The organism is Streptomyces sp. GB4-14 (assembly GCF_022696125.1).
GTDB classification, from domain to species: Bacteria; Actinomycetota; Actinomycetes; order Streptomycetales; family Streptomycetaceae; genus Streptomyces; species Streptomyces werraensis.
Genome location: NZ_RZHO01000002.1, coordinates 3507002 through 3525335, shown reverse-complemented (window position 1 = coordinate 3525335; position 18334 = coordinate 3507002). Strand labels below are relative to the sequence as shown.

19 protein-coding genes are annotated in these 18334 nt (G+C 72.0%); 10 read left to right on the top strand and 9 right to left on the bottom strand.

Going from position 1 to position 18334, the window contains the following annotated elements:
* Position 1 precedes the first annotated feature (1 nt).
* Positions 2 to 832: an AraC family ligand binding domain-containing protein gene (locus tag ELQ39_RS17495; protein WP_190003023.1), complete on the top strand. Its 831-nt coding sequence runs from the start codon at positions 2 to 4 to the stop codon at positions 830 to 832.
* Here the strand turns inward: ELQ39_RS17495 and ELQ39_RS17490 are convergent.
* Positions 789 to 1310, bottom strand: coding sequence for a YbjN domain-containing protein (locus tag ELQ39_RS17490; protein ID WP_242592649.1), 522 nt, complete (start codon positions 1308 to 1310; stop codon positions 789 to 791). The genes ELQ39_RS17495 and ELQ39_RS17490 overlap by 44 nt on opposite strands.
* The gene (gene mshA / locus ELQ39_RS17485) at positions 1303 to 2640 is read right to left on the bottom strand and encodes a D-inositol-3-phosphate glycosyltransferase (protein ID WP_190003025.1); all 1338 of its coding nucleotides are present in this window, start codon (positions 2638 to 2640) and stop codon (positions 1303 to 1305) included. Before mshA ends, ELQ39_RS17490 begins: the two co-directional genes overlap by 8 nt.
* Positions 2641 to 2860: 220 nt before the next feature.
* On the opposite strand from mshA, the gene ELQ39_RS17480 reads away from it, so the two are divergent.
* From ELQ39_RS17480 to ELQ39_RS17470, 3 genes are all read left to right on the top strand, one after another.
* Positions 2861 to 3682 (top strand): class I SAM-dependent methyltransferase, encoded by an 822-nt coding sequence (locus ELQ39_RS17480; RefSeq protein WP_225642895.1) that lies wholly within the window; start codon positions 2861 to 2863, stop codon positions 3680 to 3682.
* Positions 3683 to 3887: 205 nt separating this feature from the next.
* Entirely contained in the window at positions 3888 to 4979 is a 1092-nt protein-coding gene (locus tag ELQ39_RS17475; RefSeq protein WP_242592648.1) for a C40 family peptidase, read from the top strand.
* A 347-nt stretch (positions 4980 to 5326) separates the two neighbouring features.
* Positions 5327 to 6670: a PP2C family protein-serine/threonine phosphatase gene (locus ELQ39_RS17470; RefSeq protein ID WP_190003027.1), complete on the top strand. Its 1344-nt coding sequence runs from the start codon at positions 5327 to 5329 to the stop codon at positions 6668 to 6670.
* 190 nt (positions 6671 to 6860) lie between these two features.
* Here the strand turns inward: ELQ39_RS17470 and ELQ39_RS17465 are convergent, their stop codons facing one another.
* The 3 genes from ELQ39_RS17465 to ELQ39_RS17455 form a co-directional block, all read right to left on the bottom strand.
* Entirely contained in the window at positions 6861 to 7193 is a 333-nt protein-coding gene (locus tag ELQ39_RS17465) for a DUF2516 family protein (RefSeq protein ID WP_242592647.1), read from the bottom strand.
* 196 nt (positions 7194 to 7389) lie between these two features.
* A complete protein-coding gene (locus ELQ39_RS17460; RefSeq protein WP_242592646.1) occupies positions 7390 to 8034 on the bottom strand; it encodes a hypothetical protein in 645 nt (214 codons plus the stop codon).
* A gap of 77 nt (positions 8035 to 8111) precedes the next feature.
* The gene (locus tag ELQ39_RS17455; RefSeq protein WP_225642901.1) at positions 8112 to 8603 is read right to left on the bottom strand and encodes a helix-turn-helix domain-containing protein; all 492 of its coding nucleotides are present in this window, start codon (positions 8601 to 8603) and stop codon (positions 8112 to 8114) included.
* 862 nt (positions 8604 to 9465) lie between these two features.
* Between ELQ39_RS17455 and ELQ39_RS17450 the strand changes: the two genes are divergently transcribed.
* From ELQ39_RS17450 to ELQ39_RS17430, 5 genes are all read left to right on the top strand, one after another.
* Positions 9466 to 9930, top strand: coding sequence for a DUF2199 domain-containing protein (locus ELQ39_RS17450; protein ID WP_242595623.1), 465 nt, complete (start codon positions 9466 to 9468; stop codon positions 9928 to 9930).
* Positions 9931 to 9963: 33 nt separating this feature from the next.
* Positions 9964 to 10419, top strand: coding sequence for a DUF6228 family protein (locus tag ELQ39_RS17445; protein ID WP_242592645.1), 456 nt, complete (start codon positions 9964 to 9966; stop codon positions 10417 to 10419).
* Between the two features lie 438 nt (positions 10420 to 10857).
* A complete protein-coding gene (locus tag ELQ39_RS17440; RefSeq protein ID WP_242592644.1) occupies positions 10858 to 11934 on the top strand; it encodes a MerR family transcriptional regulator in 1077 nt (358 codons plus the stop codon).
* A 73-nt stretch (positions 11935 to 12007) separates the two neighbouring features.
* Positions 12008 to 12874, top strand: coding sequence for a GNAT family N-acetyltransferase (locus ELQ39_RS17435; protein WP_242592643.1), 867 nt, complete (start codon positions 12008 to 12010; stop codon positions 12872 to 12874).
* 52 nt (positions 12875 to 12926) lie between these two features.
* Positions 12927 to 13823 (top strand): aminoglycoside phosphotransferase family protein, encoded by an 897-nt coding sequence (locus tag ELQ39_RS17430; protein WP_242592641.1) that lies wholly within the window; start codon positions 12927 to 12929, stop codon positions 13821 to 13823.
* On the opposite strand, the gene ELQ39_RS17425 is transcribed toward ELQ39_RS17430, so the two are convergent.
* Positions 13816 to 14343, bottom strand: coding sequence for a hypothetical protein (locus ELQ39_RS17425; RefSeq protein WP_277995142.1), 528 nt, complete (start codon positions 14341 to 14343; stop codon positions 13816 to 13818). The genes ELQ39_RS17430 and ELQ39_RS17425 overlap by 8 nt on opposite strands.
* Positions 14344 to 14478: 135 nt before the next feature.
* Between ELQ39_RS17425 and ELQ39_RS17420 the strand changes: the two genes are divergently transcribed.
* On the top strand, positions 14479 to 15108 hold the full coding sequence (locus ELQ39_RS17420; protein WP_242592636.1) for a DinB family protein: 630 nt from the start codon (positions 14479 to 14481) through the stop codon (positions 15106 to 15108).
* Here ELQ39_RS17420 and ELQ39_RS17415 read toward each other — a convergent pair whose 3' ends face one another.
* The 3 genes from ELQ39_RS17415 to ELQ39_RS17405 are packed head-to-tail and all read right to left on the bottom strand — an operon-like array spanning position 15109 to position 18253.
* Complete coding sequence (locus ELQ39_RS17415; RefSeq protein WP_242592635.1) at positions 15109 to 15945, bottom strand: carbohydrate ABC transporter permease; 837 nt, start codon at positions 15943 to 15945, stop codon at positions 15109 to 15111.
* Positions 15942 to 16955, bottom strand: coding sequence for a carbohydrate ABC transporter permease (locus tag ELQ39_RS17410; RefSeq protein WP_242592633.1), 1014 nt, complete (start codon positions 16953 to 16955; stop codon positions 15942 to 15944). The genes ELQ39_RS17415 and ELQ39_RS17410 overlap by 4 nt, the downstream gene beginning before the upstream one ends.
* Positions 16956 to 16957: 2 nt before the next feature.
* Entirely contained in the window at positions 16958 to 18253 is a 1296-nt protein-coding gene (locus ELQ39_RS17405; protein WP_242592630.1) for an ABC transporter substrate-binding protein, read from the bottom strand.
* Positions 18254 to 18334: the final 81 nt, after the last annotated feature.

Genomic DNA, 18334 nt, shown 5'->3' with positions numbered 1-18334 from the left:
CATGCCTGCCCCGGCATCCCCGCCCCCGGAACCGGCGCCCGCGAGCGTCTCCGCCTGGCGGCCCTCCGTCCCCGGTGTCGTCGAGGTGTTCCACGCCCGGTTCACCGAGTACGCCTACCCGATGCACGTCCACGACGCCTGGACGCTGCTGATCGTGGACTCCGGCGCCGTGCGGTACGACCTTGACCGGCACGAGCACGGCACCCCGGACGACACGGTGACCCTGCTGCCGCCGCACGTCCCGCACAACGGCGAGCCGGCCACGGCCGAGGGCTTCCGCAAGCGGGTGCTGTACCTGGACTCCAGCCGGCTCGGCGACGACCTCATCGGGGCCGCCGTGGACCGTCCCGACCTGCGCGATCCGCTGCTGCGCCGCCGCGTCGGGCAGGTGCACTCGGCGCTGGTGCGGCCGGGGGACGAACTGGAGGCGGAGAGCCGGCTGACGCTGATCGGGGAGCGGCTGCGGGAGCATCTGCGGTCGCGGGAGCCGGCCGCGCCCCGGCCCGACCCCGTCCTCGCGCGCCGGCTGCGGGAGTTGCTCGACGCGCGGGTGGCCGACGGGCTCACGCTGGCGGAGGCGGGCGCCGAGCTGTCCGCCCATCCCGCGCACCTGGTAAGGGCGTTCAGCACCGCGTACGGCATCCCGCCGCACCAGTACCTGATGTCACGGCGGGTGGGGCGGGCCCGGCGGCTGCTGCTGGAGGGGTGGTCACCGAGCGCCGTCGCGGCCGCCGCCGGCTTCTACGACCAGGCCCATCTGACCCGGCACTTCCGCCGGCTGGTGGGGGTCACTCCCGGGCGGTACCGGACGACGGGCGCAGCAGGTGCGTGAACGCGTCCAGGTTGCGGGTGGACTCGCCGCGTGAGACGCGCCAGGCGTACTCCTTGCGGATCGCGGAGGCGAAACCCAGCTCCAGCAGGGTGTTGAAGCTGCCGTCGGCGGCCTCCAGGACCTGGCCGAGCAGGCGGTCGAGCTCCTCCGGGGTGATCGCGGGCAGCGGCAGGCGGCCGGTGACGTAGATGTCGCCGAGCGGGTCCACGGCGTAACTCACGCCGAACAGCTTGAGGTTGCGCTCGAGGAGCCAGCGGTGGACGCCGGCCTCGTTCTCGTCGGGGTGGCGGATGACGAAGGCGTTGAGGGACAGGGTGTGCCGGCCGACGATCAGGGAGACCGTCGTGGACAGCTTGCGGGTGCCGGGGAGTTTCACCACGTAGTTCCCGGGGGCCGGGCTCTCCCACTCCAGCTCGGCGTCCTTCAGCACGCCCTCGACGATCTGTGCCGCCCGCTGCTCCGCTTCCGTGTCAGCCATGGTGGGAGCGTACGTGACGGCGGTGGGCGTGGGTCGCGGCCGTGTAGACGTCGGCCGTGGCGGCGGCCGCGGTGTCCCAGCCGAAGGACTGGGCGTGCCGGGCGGCGGCCTCGCCCATGCGGGCGGCGAGCTCCGGCCGGTCGGCGAAGTCGCGCAGGACGCGCGCGTACGCGGCCGGGTCGTGGCCCTGGATCAGGAAGCCGGTCTCGCCGTCGCGCACGGCGACCGGGAGGCCGCCGACCGCCGCGGCGAGCACCGGGGTGCCGGACGCCTGCGCCTCTATGGCGACGAGCCCGAACGACTCGCTGTACGACGGCATGACCAGCACGGACGCGGCGCGGAACCAGTCCGCGAGCTCCTCCTGCCCGACCGGCGGGTGGAAGTGGACGACGTCGGCGATGCCGAGCCGCGCGGCGAGCTTCTGCAGCCCCTCCGGCTTGGCGAGGCCGCTGCCGCTGGGGCCGCCGACGACGGGCACGCAGACGCGGGAGCGCAGCTCGGGCCGGTCGGCGAGCAGCACGGCGACCGCGCGCAGCAGCACGTCGGGGGCCTTGAGGGGCTGGATGCGGCCGGCGAAGAGCGGGATCAGCGCGTCCCTCGGCAGGCCCAGGCGGGCGCGGGCGGCGGCGCGGCCGTCGGCGGGGCGGAAGCGGCCGAGGTTCACGCCGGGGTGGACGACGGCGACCTTGGCGGGGTCGGCGGCGTAGTGGTGGACGAGCTCGCCGGCCTCCTCGGAGGTGTTGGCGATCAGCCGGTCCGCGGCGGCGACGATCTGGGTCTCGCCGATCACGCGCGCGGCGGGCTCGGGCGTGTCGCCGTCGGCGAGGTTGGCGTTCTTGACCTTGGCCATGGTGTGCATGGCGTGCACCAGGGGGACGCCCCAGCGCTGGGCGGCCAGCCAGCCGACGTGGCCGGACAGCCAGTAGTGGGAGTGGACGAGGTCGTAGTGGCCGGGACGGTGTCCGGCCCAGGCCTGCATCACGCCGTGGGTGAAGGCGCACAGCTGGGCGGGCAGGTCCTCCTTGGCCAGTCCCTCGTAGGGGCCCGCGTCGACGTGCCGGACGAGGACGCCGGGCGCGAGCTCGACGGCGGGCGGGAGCGCTGCCGTGGTGGCCCGGGTGAAGATCTCCACCTCGATGTTGATCGCGGCGAGCCGCTGGGCCAGCTCCACGATGTAGACGTTCATGCCGCCCGCGTCGCCGGTGCCGGGCTGGTGCAGCGGTGAGGTGTGCACGGACAGCATCGCCACGCGTCGTGGCCTGCGGTGCAGCCGCAGCCGCGGCGGTACGGCGGGGGAGCGCCGCCCGAGCCTCGCGATGTACTGGCTCACGTGGCGTTCCTCCTCGCTGCGGGCACGGCTGGAAGAGGGCGTACGGCCCTCGCGGACGTCAACAGCGGAACGTTGCGTTCCCATTTCCGCGCGGCGCCGTCGGTGGCGGTCTTTACCGAATCATTGCCTTGGTTAGCTCAACCGTTCGACCGCGCGGTGCGTGCCCGTGGCGGCGCACGCACCGCGATCCGGGGGCGGGTACCCCCGTACCCTCGTCCTCATGACACCGCGTCCCGCCTCCGCCCCCGTGGGCACGGTGACGCGCGGCACCACCAACCCCAACCGGCTGCGCCGCATGGACCGCTGGATCGCGGCCGCGCACGGCGCCGAGCTGCGCCGCGCCGCCGACCCCCTCGCCGTCGACCTCGGCTACGGCGCCGCGCCCTGGACCGCGCTGGAACTGCTGCACCGGCTGCGCACCGCGGCGCCCCGCACCCGGGTGGCGGGCGTGGAGATCGACCCGGCCCGGGTCGCCTCGGCACGGCCGTACGAGCGGGAGGGGCTGGTGTTCCTGCGCGGCGGCTTCGAGATCCCGGTCGCGGGCAGCCCGGTCCTGGTCCGCGCGGCGAACGTGCTGCGCCAGTACGACGAGGAAGAGGTCGCCGGGGTGTGGCGGCGGCTGTGCGCGCGGCTCGCCCCGGCCGACCCGGCAGCCGGCTCGCGCGGCGGACTGCTGGTCGAGGGGACCTGCGACGAGATCGGACGCAGGCACGTGTGGGTCGCGCTCGGCCCCGAAGGGCCGCGCACGGTCACCTTCGCGACCCGGCTCGGCTCCCTGGAACGCCCCTCCGACCTGGCCGAACGGCTCCCCAAGGCGCTCATCCACCGCAACGTCCCCGGTGAGCCGGTGCACGCCTTCCTGCGCGACTTCGACCGCGCCTGGGCCGCCGCAGCGCCCTACGCCTCGTACGGCGCGCGCCAGCGCTGGATCCGGACCGTGCGGGACCTCACGGCCGACTGGCCGGTGACGGACGGCCCGGCGCGGTGGCGGCAGGGGGAAGTCACCGTGCGGTGGGGGGCGTTGGCGCCACGCGGCTGGTGAGACCGGCGGAGGCCCTGCCTCCGTGTGCGGCGGCCGGGAACGATCTCCCCCGGCCGTTCGTCACATCGACCGGGATGACGGCCGTACAGGGACCAGCGGGGCGGAAGGGGTGTTGTCCACACCCCCTGTCGTTTCGCGCGCATTGATGGCAGCATCCCCCCGGAAGCGAAAAGTTACTGACGATTAACCAGGCGGGGGTGCACGCATGGGGGCAGGCAAGCGCGGAGTGCTGACGGCGGCCGTGACCGTGGTCTGCGCGGTCACCGTACTGGCCGTGCCCGGTACGGCGTTCGCGGCGCCCACTCCCCCACCCGGCCCGGGCACGACGGCCAGCGTCACCGTGGTCACCAGCGACGTGGAGCTCGAGGCCGTCCGCAAGAAGCTCGACACGCTCTACCGCGCGGCGGCCAAGGCCACCGACGAGTACAACGCGGCCGAGGAGAAGGCCCGGCAGCAGACCGCGCAGGTCGTGCGGCTGGCGAAGAAGATCGTCGAGGGCCGGGAGAAGCTGGACGATCTCAAGGACCGCGCGGGCGCCGCGGCGGCCGCGCAGTACCGGGGCGGCGGGCTGCCGCCGGAGGCGCGCCTGGTGCTCAGCGACGACCCGCAGGAGTTCCTCGACGGCGCCGGGCGGGTCCGCCAGGAGCAGCACGCGACCAAGGGCCTGCTCGGGGAAATGACCCGCACCCAGCGGGACTTGGAGGAGTACGCCGAGGACGCCCGGGAGCAGATGCGGGAGCTGGAGGCGGGCCGCAAGGTCAAGGCCGCGGCGCAGAAGCGGATCGAGAGACAGATCGAGGCGGCCGAGAAGCTGGAGGCCGAGCTCGAGCAGGAGGAGAAGGAGCGGCTGGCCCGGCTGGAGCGGCAGGCCGCCGCCCGTGCCCAGGCCACCTGGCTGAGCTCCGGCGTGCTCGACGAGCTCACCTCCAAGGCGACCGCACAGGGCCGCGAGGCCGTGGCGTACGCCACGGCGCAGATCGGCAAGCCCTACCAGTGGGGCGCCGAGGGTCCGAACACGTTCGACTGCTCCGGGCTCACCTCACAGGCCTGGCTGGCCGCCGGGAAGACCATCCCGCGCACGTCGCAGATGCAGTGGCAGCACCTGAAGCGCGTCGACGTCAAGGACATGCGGCCCGGCGACCTCATCATCTACTGGGCCGACGCCAGCCACGTCGGGATGTACGTGGGCGACGGCGTCATGGTCCACGCGCCCCGTCCCGGCCGGACGGTGACGCTCGCCGGGGCCGGTTCGATGCCGATCCTGGGCGTCGTACGGCCCGATCCGGCCGCCGGGTGACGCCCTGAGCGACGTCCCGAGGCGGTGCCCCGCGGCCCCAACGGCCCGGTGACACGGGCCACGTGACCCATCGCACGTGGATCTCGTGGCCAACGCGCCGTCGACGTGACGTTCGTCATCCCCACAGCATCTCCGGCCTGTCCAACTGCGGTAGCAAACGCGGCATATGACAGCGGCCGTTGGCCGGGCGGCGTGGCTCACACCATTCCGCTGCGGCGCAGTCACCCGCTATGGTCCCCGTTCGAAGGGGCATCCCCTGCCCGCTCACGTCCGACGCACGCGGGGGGACAGGGCCGAGATCCGTCGCCCCCGCCATGCCCTCGGGGGGAGGGAAGGAACCCGGAACAATGCCCGCACCCGTACCGCGGCAGAGAGCGATCCCGGCCGCGGAAGGTGGTCAGGGAACGGTCGCCGCACCGAACGAGTCCGCACAGGAGCTGCCCGAGAACCGGACGGCGGCCGCCGACGCGGCCACCCCGTCCGGCACCGAACCGGCGAAGACCACGACCACCACCACACCCGCACAGCTCACGCTGCTGCTCATCGAGAACGACCCGGGCGGCACGCCGATCGTGCCCGACCTGCTCGACCAGGCCGGGCGGCCGATTCGCATCCGCACGGCCCGCAACCTCACCGAGGCCGAGCGGCTGCTGACGGACGACGTCCACTGCATCCTGCTGGACCTGGCGCTGCCCGCGCCCGGCCGGGCGGACGACGGCGACGAGCTGGCCGTCCTCCGGCACGTCCTGGAGCTGGCGCCCCGGCACGCCGTCCTCGCCCTCACCGGCGCCGACGACACCGAGCGCGGCGCCGAGGCCGTACGGGTCGGCGCGCAGGACTACCTGGTCCGCGACGAGCTGGACGGACGGCTGCTGAGCCGCGCCATCCGCTACGCGGTGGAGCGCAAGCGGTCCGACTCCGCGGAGCGGCGCCTCGCCGAGGGCCGGCTGCGCGCCCAGGAGAACCGCCGGCTCGAGCGCGGCCTGCTGCCGACGCCGCTGCTGGACGGCTCCCCGCTGCGGTTCGCCGCCCGCTACCGGCCCGGCCGCTCCCGCGCCCTGCTCGGCGGCGACTTCTACGACGTGGTCCGCACGCCCGACGGGACCGTGCACGCCATGATCGGCGACGTCTGCGGGCACGGCCCGGACGAGGCGGCGCTGGGCGTGGAGCTGCGCATCGCCTGGCGGGCGCTGACCCTGGCCGGGCTGTGCGGGGACCAGCTGCTGAGCACACTGCAGCAGGTGCTGGAGCACGAGCGTCCGGACGACGAGATCTTCGCGACGCTGTGCACGGTGGACATCGCACCGGACGGCCGCCGGGCGGGCCTGTGCCTGGCCGGCCACCCGTCGCCGCTGCTGGCCCGCCCCGGCATGCCCGCACGGCTGCTGCCGTACGACAACAACGGTCCCGCCCTCGGGCTGCTGCCGGGCGCCCGCTGGCCGCGGATGCAGGTGGAGCTGGGCGCCGAGTGGAGCCTGATGCTCTACACCGACGGTCTGATCGAGGGCCGGGTCGGCGACACCGGGGAGCGGCTGGGCCAGGACGGCATGGTCGAACTGATCCGCCGCAGGCTCTCCGAGGGGTTGCGCGGGGAGGAGTTGCTGCGGACGGCGGTCAATGAGGTGCGTGACCTCAACGGTGGGGAGCTGACGGACGACGTCGCGGTTCTGTTGCTGGACCGGACGCGCTGATCGGCTGGGGTTCGGGGGCGACTGCGGGCCGTCCGTGGCCGTTCGCGCGGTTCCCCGCGCCCCTGAGGGCGCTGCGGTGACCGCGCATCGAAGAGGCGCGGGGAACTGCGCGAGAAACCACGACGCGCCCGCGGTCACGGCTCAGGGGCGGGATGCCCCGGTCTCCGGGACCCGGCGGGCCGGGTCCCGGTCAGCGGCCGCCGTTGTACGGGCCGTACGGGCCGTCGCTGCTGGAGCCCCTGCGGGCTCGGCCGCCGCCGGGGAGCGACCTCAGGGCCGGACGGACGTCGACCATGTACACGATCGTCGCGATCAGGCCGATGATCGGCAGGAACGACAGGATGTTGAAGATCAGGTTCACCACGAAGGCGAGACCCAGGATGATCAGCCAGAACGGCTTGGTCTTCTTGTCCGCGGCCCGGTAGGCGTCCTCGCGGCGCGTGGCGGCGTCGATCAGCGCGAAGCCGCTGAACACGATCAGAGCCATGCTCAGCAGCCACAAGAAGTCAGTGAAGCCCTGCATCAGCACTACGTCCACCACCCGTAATCGGCTCGTCCACCGCGCCGTCGTCCTTGCCGCGCCGCCGACGGGCGCCACGTCGTCTTCCCGCCGTCACCGTACCCGCATCCGCCGGTCGGCTACCCGGTGAACGGGCCGGGCACCGCGTAAGTGCCCGGCCCGTGCCGTTCCGTCCCGCTTCAGCGGGGTGCGACGCCGCTCACTTCGCGGGCGGCGTCGTCTTCTTCGCCGTGGCCTTGCGGGCCGCCGGCGCCTTCTTCGGGGGGATGGGCTTCTGCGCGGCGGCCTCGGCAGGCTTGGCGTCCGCCGGCTTCACCTGCGCCTGCTTCGCCTCGGCAGGCGTCTCGGCCGTCCTGGCCTCGGCCGGGCCGGCCGACGGCTTCGGCTCGGCCGGCGGCTCGACGGCCACCGCGATGTCCTCGATGCTTTCGGCGGCCTCGCCGCGCCAGGTCTTCACGGCCTGCTCACCGTGCTCGGCGAGCTTCTCGTAGGTCTCGCGGGCCTTGACCGCGTACTCGGCGGCGACGCCCACGCTGCGCAGCGCCAGGTCCTGGGCGGTCTCGCCGAGCTTCTTCAGGTCGGTGTCGATCGTCCCGAACAGCTCGTTGGCCTTGGCCTGCAGGGTCTCCTGCGTCTCCCGGACCCGGACGGTCACCCGCTCCTGGACGGCCTTGGGGTCGGTGTTGCGCACGGCGTCGATGCGGGCCGGGGCCTCGGTGCGCAGCTGCTCCACCAGAGCCGGCACCTTCTTGGCCTGCTGCAGCGCCAGATCGGCGGTGCCGGCGGCGAAGTAGAGCGGCTTGGGGTCGCTGAAGGTCTTGCGCAGGTCGTCGGTGATGGCCATGGTGATGGTCCTCCCGGATGTCGTGTTCGGCTGAGGGTCTGTGTGGTCCGTGGCGGGCGTCCGGAGCCCTGGCCGGCTCAGCCGGCCGTCCGCCGCGGACCGTTGTCGTCGCCGCCGGCCTCGTGGCCGGGGCGCTCGGCGGGTCTGCCGCCCTTGCTGGTGGAGCCCTCCGTACCCGGCCCGGGCCCGACGGGATCCACCTCACCGTCCTCGGTGCCCCCGAATCCGTTCTCCTTGCGGAAGGACTCGTAGATCTGGAGGAGCACCTGCTTCTGGCGCTCGTTCAGCGTGGGGTCGGCGAGGATCACGGCGCGCGTCTCGACCTCGTCCCGGTCGCGCTCGGCGTCGAGGATCCCGGCGCGGACGTACAGCGTCTCGGCGGAGATGCGCAGCGCCTTGGCGACCTGCTGGAGCACCTCCGCGCTGGGCTTGCGCAGCCCGCGCTCGATCTGGCTCAGGTACGGATTGGACACCCCGGCGGCATCGGCGAGCTGCCGCAGCGACAACTGCGCGTTGCGCCGCTGCTCGCGCAGGTACTCACCGAGTCCGCCGACGTTCAGGGATGCCATACCCCCACCATGACGCACCCCGCTAACAATTGCAAGCACCCCGCTTGCAAGAGTGCGCTAGCGTTCGGGGTGCCCTCCGCCGACCAGGCTCGCCCCATGACGCGTCTCGCTGAAGGTGACCCAGTCCCGGTCTGTCTGAACCGTTTGATCGCTTGTCGCTTTCAACCTCGGCCATCTGCTGATCTGTCTCGCTCGTTCTGGCCCACCGCTTCGTCCGGCGCTACCTACGGTCGTCCCACCTGCTCAGCCCTGGTCAGCGCCGGATGGGGGTGCCTGGTGGAGGCGAAGGACTTGTGGCCGGAGTACGTCGCTGCGCGAGGCGAGTCGCTCGGCGGGCCGCTTGAAGTGATGTGGCCTGTCTGCTTCGAGGCGGCCGGACAGGTGCGTGCGTTCCCGTCCTGATGAGGCTTGATGCCGAACCGGATGTGGTGGCGGTGGTATCGCAGCCGTTCCGGCTGTCCTGGCGGTACGGCGGCCAGGGCAGTGACCGGGCAGAACGACTCCGTCGGCTGTCCCCTGTCAACGGACTGGTCCGCCCGATCCCGCTCTACGCTTCCCCGCACTGGCGCAGGCTCCTCTCGCCGACGACAAAGCGATGTTCGAGCAGTTCAAGGCCGAGTTCAACCGCCGACTGCCACAAGAGCGAGCGCTCCGGACCACAGCGCGGGCGTGGTCCTCACGGAACTCAAGTCCGCGACACCGGGGTGGGGACCGCCATGATGAACACGCCCCAGCTCACCCGCGCAACTAGCCGCTGAGCCGACACTCACTGTTGTCGAAGCCGATCACTAGGCTCCTGCCCATGGCCAACGATCTCGGATTCACCTGCTCGTGCTGCGGAGAGCGACATGCAGAACTGCCGATGGGTTACTCGACACCGGCCCCCTACGTCTGGGACCCGAGTTTCGCCGACGCCCCCGACTGCCTGCTGTCGTCGGATCAGTGCGTCATCAAGGCGCAGCACTACTTCGTCAAGGGCCTCGTCGAGATACCAGTCATCGGCACCGACAACGTGTTCTCCTGGGGTGTCTGGGTCTCCCTCAGCCGCGAGAACTTCTCCCGCGCGGCGGACGTCTGGGACACGCCAGGGCGCGAATCCGAGAAACCTTACTTCGGCTGGCTCACCACCGACCTGCCCGTCTACTCGCCCAGCACCATCAACCTGAAGACCAACGTCCACACCCGCCCGGTCGACGAGCGTCCCTTCGTCGAGCTCGAACCCACCGACCACCCCCTCGCTGTCGAACAGCGCGACGGCATCACCATGGATCGCGTCCGCGCGATCGCCGAAGCCCTGCTGCACGCCGCCGACGACGAATCCGAATGACGGCGAAGGCGGCGCTGACCTACCGTCCCGTGCATGGCATCTTCTGACCGCGGCACCGATGACAAGCCCTGGGTGACCATCCGATGCCAGAACAACCCCTCCGTGGGCGTGACGTTCCGCGACCGGTTCAGCTTCGACGCGGACTCCGTGCACTATGCCGTCGAGTTACGGGCCCCAGGCCTGACCGCTCGTGTCAACGAGGTCGTCGCCTGGATCTGGGCCAGCGATCTCACCACGTTCCTGGAATACCTCGCCGCCGACTACCAGGGATGGGACGGCGAACGACGCTGGCAGACCAACGACCAAGACTTGACGGTGTCGGCAGTCTTCCGATCCGGCGGCTACGTCGGGCTGACCTGGGTCTTGCGGCCGTGGCCACAGGCCGCTGGCGGCTGGAGCGCCTCGGCGACCACCTGGCTGGAAGCCGGCGAGCAGATGACTTGCCTGGCGGCCGACGTCCGGAACTTCCTCACCGGGAAGCAGCCGTGACATCCGGCATACGCATCACCTGGACGCTGGCCGGGTGCGGGTGGGCCGACTGCACTCCTGAAGATCACCAGACGAGAGCCGAGCTCACCGCGTCCTACATCAGCGATGCCCCGAGCAATTCCTGACCGCGGTGGCCCGGCTCGTCGCCGGTGAGACAGGGACCCGTGCAGTGTTCGAGGCCGAGCCGAAACCACCCAGGTCAGCGCACCGGGATGGCCCACTTCTACTGAGACGGGTCACCCCATGTCCGAACCGGCCGCCCACAGGGTGTGCGCGAGGCCGGCCCTGTGGTCCCCTCTCCTCACGTCGACGGCGAGCCGGACGGCATCCGCACCGGATGCATCCGGGTGCCGGACCATCCGCTGTTGACCTTCACCCTGGGGCAGCGCCCAGCATCGACGGTGCCGGGCGACGGGCCCGGTACGAGGAGGGACACGCATGGAGCTGCTGACCATCGGCGCGTTCGCGAAGGCGTCACGGCTGTCGCCCAAGGCGCTGCGGCTGTACGACGAGCTCGGTCTGCTGACTCCCGCCCGCGTGGACCCGGACACCGGCTACCGCCGTTACGCACCCGAGCAGCTGGAGCAGGCACGGCTGGTCGCCTGGCTCCGGCGCCTGGGCATGCCGCTCGCCCGCATCCGGCAGGTGTGCGCCATGGACCCGGGCGAGGCGGCCGGCGAGATCCGCGCGTACTGGGCGCGGGTCGAGGCCGACACGGCCGCGCGGCGGGACCTGGCGGCCTTCCTCGTCGACCATCTGACCGGGAAGGACCCCGCAATGTCCCGCACCACCGCTCCTCTCGCGCTCCGCTACGCCGCCCTGTCCGACACCGGCCGGGTCCGCGCGAGCAACCAGGACACCGCCTACGCGGGCTCCCGCCTGCTCGCCGTCGCCGACGGCTACGGCAGCGGGGGCGCCCTCGCCGGCGCGGCCGCCGTCGACGCCCTGCGAAGCCTCGAGTCGGAGACCGTCCCGGCGGGCGACCTGCTGGGCGCCCTGGAGGACGCCCTCGGGCGGGCCGAACAGGCCGTGCACGGCGTCGCCTCACCCGGTGACGACGGCGCCGACGCCGGCACCACGCTCACCGCGATGCTGTGGACGGGCTCACAGCTCGCCCTCGTCCACATCGGGGACTCCCGCGTCCATCTCCTGCGCGACGGCGAGCTGTTCCAGATCACCCACGACCACACGGTGGTGCAGTCGCTGATCGACGAGGGGCGCCTCACCCCCGAGGAGGCCGTCTCGCACCCGCAGCGGTCCCTGCTGATGCGCGCTCTGGGCCGGGGCGCCGACTCCACGCCCGATCTGCGGCTGCACGACGCCCGCGCCGGCGACCGCTACCTCCTCTGCTCGGACGGGCTGTCCACGGTCGTGCCCGCAGGGGACATCCACCGCGTGCTCGCGGACACACCCGAGCCCGGGGCGGCCGTCCGTGAACTCGTGGACCTGGCCAACGCGTCGGGCGGTCCGGACAACGTGAGCTGCGTGGTCGCGGACGTGCTGGCACAGGCGTAGGCGTTCCGGCCACCCGTCGGCGGGATCGGCGCGAACCCCCGCCCGCCCGGTCCCGCGTCCGGCACGATGAGGCATGCTCCCGGACCACTGGCATCTCACCACCGACGTCGAGGACTTCCTCGCCCGGGCCGGCGCCTTCCTGCGCTCATGCCCGGCCCTGCACACCACCCCGCTGACGGACGTCGAGAAGCTGCGCCTCACAGGCGCGGGCGACCGCCTCCTGGGCCGGCTGGAGACGGCGGGGGAGGTCCGCGCGGTCTGCTACCTCACCCCGCGCGGCCGTCTCGGCCTCACCCCGCTGACCGCCGACGACGCAGGCGCCCTCGCCGCCCGCCTGTCCGCCCTCGGCCACACCCCCGCCCAGGTCGTCGCCGACCAGGACACGGCCGAGGTCTTCGCCTCGGCCTGGCAGGGGCACACCGGCGCGACGCCGAAGCTGTTCTGGCACACGCACCTCTACCGCCTCGGCACCCTCACCCCGCCCCGGCCGCACCCGGAGGGCCGCGCCCAGGTCGCGGGGGCGGCGGACCGCGAGCTCGTGGTGCGCTGGTGCCGGGAGTTCTGCGTCGAGGTCGGCGAGCAGCCGTCCATCGACCTGATCGACGCGGGCGCGTGGGACCGGTCCCGTTTCGGCGACCGGCACTTCACCTTCTGGCGGACCCCGGACGGCACCCCCGTCTCCATGACGGCCGTCACCTCGGTGACCGGCGGCATGGTCCGCGTCGACCCCGTCTACACCCCGTCCCGCTTCCGCGGCCACGGCTACGCGGGCGCGGTCACGGCCGCGGTGAGCCGGGCCGCGCGGAAGGCCGGCGCCACGGACGTCGCCCTGTTCGCGGATCCGGCCAACCCGACCAGCAACGCCCTCTACCGGCGCCTCGGTTACGTGCACCTCACCGACTGCGCCGGATACCGCTTCACGTACGGCGGCCCGGCGTGAGGCGGGCGGAAATCCGGTGGCCTCCGTGGCGGCCGCGGACCAGACTTCCCGGGTGACGTCGCTGCACGAGAACGAGATCGCCGTGGACGAGGGCCTCGTACGGTCGCTGCTGCGGGCGCAGTGCCCGCAGTGGGCGGACCTGCCGCTGCGGCCCGCGGGCGCGGGCACGGACAACACCATGTACCGGCTGGGCGACGATCTGCTGGTCCGCCTGCCGCGCAAGCCGGACGGCGGCCCGTCCCTGCGCAAGGAGCAGCAGTGGCTGCCCCGGCTCGCGCCCCTCCTCCCCCGCGAGGTGCCGGAACCCGTGCACGCCGGGACGCCCACCGACGCCTATCCCGTCGTTTGGGCCGTCCACCGCTGGATCGACGGCGAGGACGCCGGCCCGGACACCGTCCGCGACTGGGCCGCCTTCGGCGCCGACCTGGCGGAGTTCGTACGGGAGTTGCACCGCGTCGACCTGATGGGGGCCACGCGGGAGGACGGGCTGTCCTGGTACCGCGGAGGCACCCTGGCGGCGTGCGACGAGTGGGTCGGGCCGGGCTTCGACGCATGCCGGGCCGTCGAAGGGCTGGACCTCGACGTCGACACGCTGGAACGGCTGTGGCGGGAAGCGCTCGCGCTGCCCGGCCCCGAAGGACCGCACGTGTGGCTCCACGGCGACCTCAGACCGGCCAACCTCCTGGCACGCGACGGCAAGCTCCACGCCGTGATCGACTTCGGCGCGCTCTCGATCGGCTTCCCCGACGCCGAACACGCCCCCGTCTGGGACCTCCCGCCGGAGGCCCGCCACGCCTACTGGGAAACCCTGGCCCTCGACACCCCGACGTGGCTGCGCGCCCGTGCCTGGGCCATCGCGGTCGCCGTCGCCGGCATCCCGTACTACTGGGACACGTTCCCGGCGTTCGCGGCGGAGTGCCGCAGCCGCCTGGAGGCGGTCCTCAGCTGAGCGCGGGCACGGACACCCGCGTCCACAGGACGAGGTCGCTGCTGGTGGCGACCGCGAGGGTCCGGCCGGACGGGGAGAATCCGGCGGTCCGGAACTCCGACCAGGACGCGTGGTGGACATGCCACCAGGTGCCGCCCGGCTCGCCGTGGTCTCCTCCCCCGGCCGCGGAGAGGATCACGCGGTGGTCGGGCCAGTCGGGAGCGACGACGTCCAGGGTCCAGCCGTCGGGGGTGGTGCGGTGCAGACCGCCGCCGAAGAGGCCGGCGATGCGCACGGACGCACCCGCGACCGGACCGAGCCCTGGGCATGCGAGGTCGGGGTGCCCGTCCGGCGTGTCGACGACGGGGTCCCGGTCCCGCGCGACGATCTCGCCGGTCGCCGCGTCGAAGAGGCCGTGGCCGGCGGACGACACGGTCATCACCAGGTCCTGACCGGTGTCGGGGTGGACGGCGAAGCCGATGCCGAACAGGCCGCCGACCGGCCGGTCGAGCACCTTCCGCCACGGCGCCGGTGCCGCCATGACGGGGGCGGAGAGGTAACGCTCGCGGATCTTCCGCGTGTGGTCCGTGATCACGCCCCGAGGGTGCCGTACGCGGCGCCCCGTGGCGAACGAATTCGGCGGACGGGGACGCCGCTTGCCGACACACTGGTCCCCATGCCGTACTCCGATCCCGCCAAGGCCGATCTGCACCGCTACCTCCAGGAGGCGCGCGACGCGCTGTTGTGGAAGCTGGAAGGGCTGTCCGAGTACGACGTGCGGCGGCCGCTGACGCCGACCGGGACCAATCTGCTCGGGCTGGTGAAGCACGCCGCCGGGGTCGAACTCGGTTATCTCGGCGACACGTTCGGGCGTCCGTCCGGGGAACCGCTGCCGTGGCTCGCGGAGGGCGCCGAGGTCAACGCGGACATGTGGGCGGCGCCCGGCGAGACGCGTGACGACATCGTGGGGCTGTACCGGCGGGCCTGGGCGCATGCGGACGCGACGGTCGAGGCGCTGCCGCTGGACACGACCGGCACGGTGCCGTGGTGGCCGAAGGACCGCGCCGGGCTGACCCTGCACCACGCCGTCGTCCGGGTCATCGCCGACACCAGCAGGCACGCGGGCCACGCCGACATCCTGCGTGAGCAGCTGGACGGCGCGACGGGCGAGCGGCCCGGTGCCGACAGCCTCCCCTCGGCCGACCCGGCCTGGTGGACGGCCTACCGCGACCGACTGGAGCGGGCGGCCCGGGAAGCCGCCGGACAGCGGACCGCCGACGGCCCCGGCACCCGCGCCACCCCCTGATCAGCCCTTCACCGCCCCCGCCGTCAGCCCCTGCACGATGTGCCGGCTGGCGAAGGCGAACAGCACCATCGTCGGCAGGATCGTCAGCACCGCCGCCGCGGACATCGAACCCCAGTCGATGTTGAAGCTGGAGATGAAGCCGTTGAGGGCGGTCGGCACGGTCCTGTTCTCGTCGCTGTTCATCAGCGTCACCGAAAGGAACAGCTCGTTCCAGCAGTTGACGAAGTTGAAGATGAACGCGGCGACGATCCCCGGCCGCATCACCGGCAGCAGCACCTTGATCAGCGCCCCGAGCCGGGACAGGCCGTCGATCATCGCGGCCTCCTCCAGCGCGTCCGGGACGTTCTCGAAGAAGCCGCGCAGCATCACCGTGCAGAAGGGGATGCACACGGCGATGTAGACGAGCATCAGCCCGAGCCGGTTGTCGACCAGCCGGAGGTCGGTCATCAGCAGGTACAGCGGGCCCAGCGCGATGAACGACGGAATCATCTGCGTGACCAGGAACGCCATCAGCAGCGCGGACTTGCTGCGGAACTCGAACCGGGCGAGGACGTACGCCGAGAGCGTGGAGATGGCGGTGGCCACCGCGCCCGCGACGGTCGACACGACCAGGCTGTTGACCAGGTACGTGCCGAAGTCCGCCTTGCCGAAGAGGCCTCGGTAGTTCTCCAGGGAGAACCGCTCGGGCCAGTAGGAGATCGGGAAGGAGAAGACGTCACCGGGGTCCTTCAGGGAGGTGACGGTGATCCAGTACAGCGGGAAGAGGGAGAAGACGAGCCAGAGCCCCAGGAAGGTGAACTTCGCGGCCCGGCCGGCCGTGGTTTCCTTGCCGATCACGCCCGCACCCCTCGCTTTCCGCCCTTGCGGGCGCCCCGGCCGCCGCCCCGCTCCCGTGTCGCCGTCAGGAAGAACGTCGCGAACACCAGCAGCACCGCCACCACCAGCAGGCCGAGCGCGGAGGCCTTGCCGTAGTCGCCCTGCTGCGTGATCTTGATCATCCAGGTGGTCACGATGTGCGTCTCGTCGTTCGGCCCGCCCCCGGTCATGCCGAAGATCAGGTCGGGGAAGTTGAAGATCCAGATGACCCGCAGCAGCACCGTGAGCACCAGCGTCACGCGGATGTACGGGATGGTGATCCGGAACAGCGTCCGCGCCTTGCCCGCGCCGTCCAGCGCCGCCGCCTCGTACAGCTCGTCCGGGATCGACTGGAGTGCGGCCAGGATCATGATCGCGAAGAAGGTGACCCCGTACCAGACGTTGGCGACCAGCACGGCGATCATCGCGGTGTCGGGGTCGGCCAGCCACGCGACCGGTTCGTCGATCAGGCCGGCCTTCTGCAGCAGGTCGTTGACGACGCCGAACTCGCTGTTGAACATCCAGCGGAAGAGGATGCCGATGAGGAACCCGGAGATCGCCCACGGGAAGAAGATCAGGGCCTGGTAGAGCCCGCGGAGACGGAACCTGCGGCGCAGCCACAGCGCCAGCGCGAACCCGATCACCAGCTGCGGCACGATCGAACCGACCACCCACAGCGCGGTGTTGCCCAGCACCGTGCCCCACGCGGGGTCGGTGAAGACCTCCCGGAAGTTCCTGATCCCCACCCACGAGGTGTCCGTGAGGTCGGTCAGGTTCCAGTTCCGGAACGCCATCTGGCTGCCGGCGATCATCGGGTAGTACGTGAAGAGCGCCACGAAGACCGCCGCCGGCGCCATGAACGCGGCGATCACCAGGCCCCGCCGGGTGGTGAACTCCCGCCGGCGGCCGCCTCCGGCGCGGGGCGGGGCGCCCTCCTTGCGTACGGAGGGCGCCCCGGTCACGCCGGGCGTGGGCGTGGACGTACCGGACATGGTCACTTCTTCCACTTCTCGGTCCAGTAGGCGTCCCAGCCCGCCAGCAGCTCCTTCGGCGTCAGCTTGCCGAGGATCATCTTCTGCACGTCCGTGTCGGCGCGCTGCTGCCACTCCGTCCACCACGCGACCCCGCGCGGCTGGGTGACGACCAAGTACTTGTCCGGGTTCTCCGTCATGGTGACGTAGCTGGCCCACGGGCCGGTGCGGTAGAACTCGTCCTCGGCCGCCGCCTTCAGGATCGGCACCAGGCTGTTCCCCTTGGTGAACCGCGTCGAAGCCTCACCCTCGGAGAGGAACTCCACGAGCTTCACGGCCTCGGCCTTGTGCTTGCTGCCCTCCGCGACACCCCATCCGGCGGTCGCCAGCGGCTGCACGGTCTTCCCGCTCGGCCCGGCCACCAGCGGCGCGGTGCTCCACTGGTTCGCGTCGATCGACTTCGACTCGGAGACGGTGGCGATGACCTCGGGGTCCTGGAGCAGGAACGCGGTCGAGCCGTTGGAGAAGCCCTCCACCATCTCGGGGTAGCCCCAGGCCACGGACGACTTCGGCGACGCCTGCTCGAACAGCTTCAGGTACATCTCCATCGCGTCCAGCGCCTCGGGCGCCGAGAAGATGGTCCTCCCGTCCTTCAGCAGGTAGCCGTTGGCCGGGTCGATCGTGTCGGCGACGTACGCCTCGATGGCGGCCGTGGCGTTGCTGTGGGCGTTGGCGCCGCCGCGGAAGGCGTAGCCGTAGCGGCGCGACGACGGGTCGTGGATCTTCGAGGCCTGCTCCAGCAGCTCCTCCCAGGTGGCCGGGGGCTTGTCGAAGCCGGCCTCCTTGATCAGGTCGGTGCGGTGGAAGAGGCTCAGCCCGTAGAAGCCGTAGGGCACGAAGTAGGTGCGGCCCTTGGCGTCCTGGGAGGCGGCGACAGCGTTGTCGGTGAGCGCGTCCCAGCCCTTCCAGCCGGCCAGGTCCTTCTTCATGTCGTACAGCCAGCCGTTGTTCGACCAGGGGCCGACGGTGATGTCGCGGACCTCCAGGACGTCGACGCCGCTGCCCGACTGGAGCATCTGCTGAAGCTTCTGGTCGGCCTGCTCGGTGGGCGGCGAGACCAGCTTGACCTTGACCTTCGGGTTCTCCTTCTCGAAGTCGGCTATCAGTTCCTCGAGCAGGTCGGTGCGGGCGGGGTTGGTCAGGCTCTCCACCATGTTGAGGGTGACCGTTCCGCTCTCACCGGGGCTCATGGTGGAGCAGCCGGTCAGGACCATCGCGGCGGCGGTGCCGAGCGCGAGGGCTGCCGTCCTTCTTCTCATCGTGCTGACCTCTTCCTTGGGTGAACGGGGAGACGGGCGGGGGGAGGTGCAGAGGACGGGGGGGGGTGCCGAGGACGGGGG